The sequence below is a fragment of the Flavobacterium undicola genome, from assembly GCF_009909155.2.
GTDB classification, from domain to species: domain Bacteria; phylum Bacteroidota; class Bacteroidia; order Flavobacteriales; family Flavobacteriaceae; genus Flavobacterium; species Flavobacterium undicola.
This window is the reverse complement of sequence record NZ_JAAAPM020000038.1, coordinates 21,008-27,408: the sequence shown is the minus strand read 5'-3', so window position 1 is coordinate 27,408 and position 6,401 is coordinate 21,008. Positions and strand designations below refer to the sequence as shown.

Here is a 6,401-nt window from a genome sequence, read left to right as displayed (position 1 = left end):
ATAAGCTTTGCAAGCTTCATCATTTGGCAATTCTTTTATAAAGTTTAGTATGCTTTGTCCTTCAAATACTTCCATAACGACTGTTTTTAAAGACATAAAAATACAGAAACTAAATGACTAACTCAAACAAAGAATTTGTATATCTAACTCATTCTTTAAAGAAAAACACAAAGAACAATAAACTAAATCCATTCATCCTTATATACAATAAAATTCATCAAACTGTAAAAGAAAGAAGATGCCAATGTGAAATTATCATGAATTATATTGGTCCTTACAGACATGGATTTTCTTTAACAAAAAAACTTTATTTACTAAAAATAAAAAAAGATTTTACACAAGATGACTGTTTAAAATTTGCCCTTTTAAATGCTGATTTCTCACAAGATAGTTATTCACATGATATTTTGGGAGTTGAAAAAGCTTCGAAATTTTACTTCCAAAAAGAAATTGATAAACTTAATGAGAAAGAAAAAATTACATTAATAATAATGCTTGAACATCCAATCCTATACAATCCTCATAGAAACCCAAAAATAGCTTTAGACAAAATTAGATTATACCAAAGGATATTACACATGAATATGAATATCAAAAAATAAATTTTGTATTAAATTTTCATCGAACAATTGTATAGAGGTTTTACTATTCTAAGGAATGAGCCTTATCATCATCAATAATATTACTCCTTTAAAACCTATTTTCAACAGCTTCAAACAGGGTTAAACTCTTGTTAAAACAACAACTTTCCCTTAATTAAAACTTAAAAAAAACTAACTTTAACTAGTTAAAAATCAAAACCTAACACCAAACAGCTCTCTAAATAATAATTTATTTTATTATTCGACAAACAACCTATTCTTTTATTTGTTAGCACTAGTTAACAATTTTGACTTTTCGCTTTTTAAAAATTTATATCATGAAACTCTTATATAAATTTTCAGCAATTTTAGTTTTTTTATTGGTTAGTATATCTTGTAATAGTGATGATTCAGATGATTCGTATTCTAATAATACCACTACCTTTAAAGCAACTTTGAATGGTAGCAATGAATTCCCTTCCAATAGTTCAGCGGCGACAGGAATGGCTACACTTGTTTTTTATAATGACACCAAAACATTTACACTCACAGGAACCTACAACGCAATGACACCTACTATTTCCCATATCCATGGCCCTGCAATGGTGGGAGTAAATGCATCTCCCCTATTTAATTTAACTGTTACACCTACTCCGGGTTATAGCTATGGTACAATAGGGTATTCAGGCTCAGCAACATTGTCAGCTGCACAAGAAGCCGATCTTATGGGCAATCTTTACTATGTTAACGTTCATAGTGCAGGAATTTACGCAGCTGGTGAAATAAGAGGACAGCTTATTAAACAATAATTTTTTATTTTGAATATAAAAAGCCTTACTATTTTACAAAACAGTAAGGCTTCTTTTATATCCAATAAAATTACTTTTTTTGTAATCTTAACCAATAACTTATCTCTATTGATTTTAAAAAATAAATTCTTTTGGAGAAATTGGATTTACACTATATAAATCAAATTCTCTAATTAAAATCTTGTTTTGAATGTATTCACCATAAGACATATTCTTATCAAATTGTATTACTACCCGTGGTCTTCTTATAAACCGAATACTGAAAAATTCCTGTATCAAATCTGATTTTTTTATAGCTCTACCATTCAACCAAACCAAATCGGTTCTCTTTTTGAAATAAAAAACAAAGTCATCTTTTTTAGGTTTTCCAATAGTATAATACACTTTTGTAAAAGGAATAAAAGCCATATTTTTCTTTATCGAATCAGCGTACGAATAATAATTCTCTGCTTTTTCGTTTTTATGCGCTTTTTCTTTGCGTTTTTTGTCTTGCAACTTCATTACTTCCGGAATTACCAATCGCAAGGGCAAACGCTTATCTATATTCAGAATCCAATTGGTCGTAATAATGCTATTTTTTCGGTTTACTTCAGCCAAAGTATCTTTGTCTTTCACACGAAAAAAAATATAAATTGGCGAATGATCTTGCACATCACTAACTACTGTTGTATTCGATTTTGGAAGCAAAATATCTTCTTTATTTCCGCACGCAAAAAAGAACAATACTATAATCAGACTAAAATATTTCATCCTTAAAAATTCAGTTTTTCATACAATTTCACACATTCCATCGCAGCTGCCACATCGTGCACTCTCAAAATATGAGCGCCTTTTGTTAAAGCAATCGTGTTCAAAACAGTCGTTCCGTTTAAGGCTTCATCGGCAGTAATTCCCAGTGTTTTATGAATCATCGATTTTCTGGAAATCCCTATTAACATGGGCAATTCTAAACTATGAAATAACTCTAATTTTCGCATCACTTCATAATTTTGCGCTATGGTTTTTGCAAATCCAAAACCGGGATCTACAATCAGGTCGTTAATTCCTAAACTTCTGGCCTGGCTTATTTTTTCTGAAAAATAAAGCAAAACTTCCTTCACAACATCTTCATATTCGGTCATTGACTGCATGGTTTCAGGCGTGCCACGCATGTGCATCATAATATAAGGAACATTATATTGAGCAATAACTTCAAGCATTTTATCATCGAGATTTCCCGCCGAAATATCATTGATAATAGCTGCTCCGTTTTCGATACAAGCTCTTGCGACTTCACTTCTAAAAGTATCAATTGAAATTAAAATTTCTGGAAAATGCTTGACTAATAATTGCACAACGGGAACAATCCGATCCAATTCCTCTTCTTCCGATACAAATTCGGCACTAGGTTTACTCGAATAGGCTCCAATATCAATAAAAGTAGCTCCTTCGGCTAGCATTTTTTCGACCTTAGCTAAAATCTCATTTTCACTCGAATACCTTCCGCCATCAAAAAAAGAATTGGGCGTTATGTTCAAAATCCCCATTACTTTAGGTTGGGATAAATCAATCAGCTGTCCTTTGCAGTTAATAGTCATTTTTTAATCTTTATTTTAAAGTTGAATCTTTTTAAAATTTATCCCTATTTTTGAGAAAATTTTAGACAAATATACATCAATAATGAAGAATACTTCTCAAGAATACGATAAGGTAATTGCGATTTGTCGTTCCTTATTCGCTAATAAAATGCAAGATTACGGAAGCGCATGGCGCATTTTACGATTGCCTTCTTTAACCGATCAAATTTTCATCAAAGCACAAAGAATTCGCAGTTTACAAGAAAACGAGGTCCGAAAAGTAGACGAAGACGAATCAGGTGAATTCATCGGAATTATCAATTATTCGATAATGGCTTTAATCCAATTAGAACTGGGTGTTGTTGACCAACCCGATTTGAATGTGGAAAAAGCAACTCAATTATATGATGCAAAAGTAAAATTGACCAAAGAATTAATGGAAGCTAAAAACCATGATTATGGCGAGGCTTGGCGCGATATGCGTGTGAGTTCGTTGACTGATTTGATTTTGCAAAAACTACTTCGCGTAAAGCAAATTGAAGATAATAAAGGTAAAACAATTGTATCTGAAGGAATTGATGCCAATTACCAAGACATGATTAACTACTCCATTTTCGCCTTGATATTAATGGGATTTGCTAACAATCAATAATCTTTTATGAAAAAAATAATCACTCAATTTTCAAGAATATTTGTTGGGGCTTTATTTATAATCTCAGGCTTAATCAAGCTAAATGACCCTGTAGGTTTCTCCTATAAACTAGCCGAATATTTTAGTGAAGCTGTTTTTAATATTCCCTTTTTAGTTCCTTTTAGCTTAACATTAGCTTTATTTTTAGTTATTGTAGAAGTCCTTTTAGGAATCATGCTACTCATTGGTTACCGATCAAAATTCACAATTTGGAGTCTATTGTTAATGATTGTATTTTTTACCTTCTTAACTTTTTATTCTGCTTATTATGACGTGGTAAAAGACTGTGGGTGTTTTGGGGACGCTTTGCATCTTACACCTTGGCAATCATTTACTAAAGATGTCGTTTTATTATTCTTCATCCTTATCTTATTTGCAAACAAAAAACTGGTAAAACCTTTATTCAATAAAGGTCTTCAAAATTTGATTGCTGCCTTGGGTGTAGTAGCGGCTATTTTCATGGCTTATCATGTTTTAAATCATTTACCAATAATTGATTTTAGACCTTATAAAGTAGGAACAAATATCCAAAAAGGAATGGAAATCCCTGAAGGCGCTCCAAAATCGGTAGTTGAAATGACTTTTATTTATAAGGTTAATGGTGTAAATAAAGAATTTACCGAAAAGGATTTGATGAATATTCCGGAAGGAGCCGAATTTGTAGATAGAAAAGACAAAATAATTTCTGAAGGTTATGTCCCTCCTATCCATGATTTCACCATGACAAAAGATGGTTCTGATTACAAAGAAGAATTACTGCTAGAACCTAAATTATTAATGGTGGTGACTTATGATTTGGCTTTAGCCGATGAAAGCGGAATGCAAAAAGTGCAAAAATTAAACCAAGAGGCTACTTTAAAAGGATACAAGGTAATTGGTATGACTAATTCTTCAGTCGAAGAAATCGAAAAAGCACAAAAAAAATACAATCTAAAATTTGACTTTTACACCTGTGATGCTACCGCTTTAAAAACAATAGAAAGAGCTAATCCAAGTATTGTAATTCTGGAAAAAGGAACGGTAAAACAAAAAGTACATTACAACGATATTGAAGGTTTAAAATTGTAAAAAAGAAAGCTCATAAAGACTGAAATTAGCATTTATGAGCTTTCTTTATGCCTTAAAAAAGCTAAAAAAGACCAAAAAAAGCATTTTTAGAGGCTTATTTAAGGATATTCTTTTGGAATCGAAAATAACAATGAGGTCACTATTACGTTTTCATTTGTGTTTTTATAACTCTTAAGGCTGTATTTGTTAATTTAATCGAGTTTCTTCAAAAAAACAAAAACTAAAAACAGCAATCAAATTGTTTATTTTAACTTTGTTACCAATGAAAAAAATAGAAATAATAATTGCTTTTTTACTCCTTTTAGTTACTATTTCCTGTACTAAATCGAATGCACAAAAGACAGTATTTTCTAAAAAAGCATTATCAGAAACACTATTAACAACAACTGAAAATCAAATTGCTTTTCAAGATATTCTAAAAAAATACAAGGGGAAAACGGTGTTGATTAAATTTTGGGCTTCTTGGTGTGGCGATTGCGTAAAAGCAATGCCAAAAATAAAAGAATTACAAGCAATGCATCCAGAAGCAGCTTATGTTTTTATTTCAATGGATAAAACTGCTGATAAATGGAAAGCGGGAATTGAAAAATACAATCTCAATGGCGCTAATTTTATGGCAAATGATCAAATGAATGGCATTTTTGCAAAAGCAGTTGATTTAGATTGGATTCCGAGATATCTTATCGTTGATAAAACGGGTAAAATTGCTTTGTATCGCGCCATAGAAACTGATTTTGAACAAATTAATTTGGCTTTAAATCAATTAAAAAAACAATAAACGTTACTATAACAAAAAATAAAAATTCAAATATAACACTACTAAAATGAGAAAAAAGATTGTAGCAGGAAACTGGAAAATGCACAAAAATGCAGCACAAACTAGCGAATTATTAAGTGAATTACTTGCAAAAGTACCTGCAAATACTACAGCACAAGTAATTGTTGCTCCAACATTTGTAAACTTGGCTGCAGCAGTAAATCAATTAAAAGGAACTAACATTAGTGTTGCTGCACAAAACGTACACCAAACTGAAAGTGGTGCTTTTACAGGAGAAATCTCTGCTGATATGTTAACTGGAGTTGGAGTAAACACTGTAATTTTAGGACACTCTGAGCGTAGAGCTATTTTTAATGAAACTGATGCTTTAATTGCTGATAAAGTAAATACAGCTTTAAAACATGATATGACTGTTATTTTTTGCTTTGGTGAAGAATTAAAAGACCGTCAATCTAACAATCATTTCAACATTGTTGAAAACCAATTAAAAGACGGATTATTCCAAATTGATGCTAAATCTTGGGATAAAGTTGTTTTAGCTTACGAACCAGTTTGGGCTATTGGAACAGGTGAAACTGCTTCACCAGAACAAGCACAAGAAATGCACGAATTCATCAGAGAAACAGTTCTTAAAGCTTTCGGAAAAGAAATTGCTGAGAATGTAAGTATTCTTTATGGAGGTTCTGTAAAACCGGATAATGCTAAAGAAATTTTCTCTAAACCAGACGTAGACGGTGGTCTTATTGGTGGAGCTGCTTTAAAAGCAGATGATTTTGTTGCTATTGTAACAGCTATCTAATACTCAAAATATTTTTTTAAGAATCCTCAATTACTAAAGTGATTGGGGATTTTTTGATTAAAAATATAATTGTCGAATACTACTCCGCTAAGAAATACGTTAGCAGAAAGACAGAATTA

General features: G+C 31.3%; 9 protein-coding genes. 7 read left to right on the top strand and 2 right to left on the bottom strand.

Features of this window, described 5'->3' with window-relative positions; all coding sequences use genetic code 11:
* Positions 1-113: 113 nt before the first annotated feature.
* The 3 genes from GTZ96_RS16320 to GTZ96_RS16310 all read left to right on the top strand — a co-directional run bounded on the left by GTZ96_RS16320 (position 114) and on the right by GTZ96_RS16310 (position 1,390).
* Positions 114-602 (top strand): transglycosylase domain-containing protein, encoded by a 489-nt coding sequence (locus GTZ96_RS16320; RefSeq protein ID WP_161644976.1) that lies wholly within the window; start codon positions 114-116, stop codon positions 600-602.
* Between the two features lie 12 nt (positions 603-614).
* Complete coding sequence (locus tag GTZ96_RS18495; protein WP_161644978.1) at positions 615-680, top strand: 23S rRNA (pseudouridine(1915)-N(3))-methyltransferase RlmH; 66 nt, start codon at positions 615-617, stop codon at positions 678-680.
* A 281-nt stretch (positions 681-961) separates the two neighbouring features.
* Complete coding sequence (locus tag GTZ96_RS16310; protein ID WP_181033219.1) at positions 962-1,390, top strand: CHRD domain-containing protein; 429 nt, start codon at positions 962-964, stop codon at positions 1,388-1,390.
* A 114-nt stretch (positions 1,391-1,504) separates the two neighbouring features.
* On the opposite strand, the gene GTZ96_RS16305 is transcribed toward GTZ96_RS16310, so the two are convergent.
* Both GTZ96_RS16305 and folP read right to left on the bottom strand, forming a co-directional pair.
* Entirely contained in the window at positions 1,505-2,140 is a 636-nt protein-coding gene (locus GTZ96_RS16305) for a hypothetical protein (protein ID WP_161644974.1), read from the bottom strand.
* Positions 2,141-2,142: 2 nt separating this feature from the next.
* On the bottom strand, positions 2,143-2,967 hold the full coding sequence (gene folP / locus GTZ96_RS16300; protein WP_161644973.1) for a dihydropteroate synthase: 825 nt from the start codon (positions 2,965-2,967) through the stop codon (positions 2,143-2,145).
* An 82-nt stretch (positions 2,968-3,049) separates the two neighbouring features.
* On the opposite strand from folP, the gene GTZ96_RS16295 reads away from it, so the two are divergent.
* From GTZ96_RS16295 to tpiA, 4 genes are all read left to right on the top strand, one after another.
* Positions 3,050-3,598, top strand: coding sequence for a DUF1599 domain-containing protein (locus tag GTZ96_RS16295; RefSeq protein ID WP_161644972.1), 549 nt, complete (start codon positions 3,050-3,052; stop codon positions 3,596-3,598).
* Positions 3,599-3,604: 6 nt separating this feature from the next.
* Positions 3,605-4,705 (top strand): BT_3928 family protein, encoded by a 1,101-nt coding sequence (locus GTZ96_RS16290; RefSeq protein ID WP_161644971.1) that lies wholly within the window; start codon positions 3,605-3,607, stop codon positions 4,703-4,705.
* Between the two features lie 262 nt (positions 4,706-4,967).
* On the top strand, positions 4,968-5,483 hold the full coding sequence (locus GTZ96_RS16285; protein ID WP_161644970.1) for a TlpA family protein disulfide reductase: 516 nt from the start codon (positions 4,968-4,970) through the stop codon (positions 5,481-5,483).
* Between the two features lie 46 nt (positions 5,484-5,529).
* On the top strand, positions 5,530-6,282 hold the full coding sequence (tpiA, locus tag GTZ96_RS16280) for a triose-phosphate isomerase (RefSeq protein ID WP_161644969.1): 753 nt from the start codon (positions 5,530-5,532) through the stop codon (positions 6,280-6,282).
* Positions 6,283-6,401 lie beyond the last annotated feature (119 nt).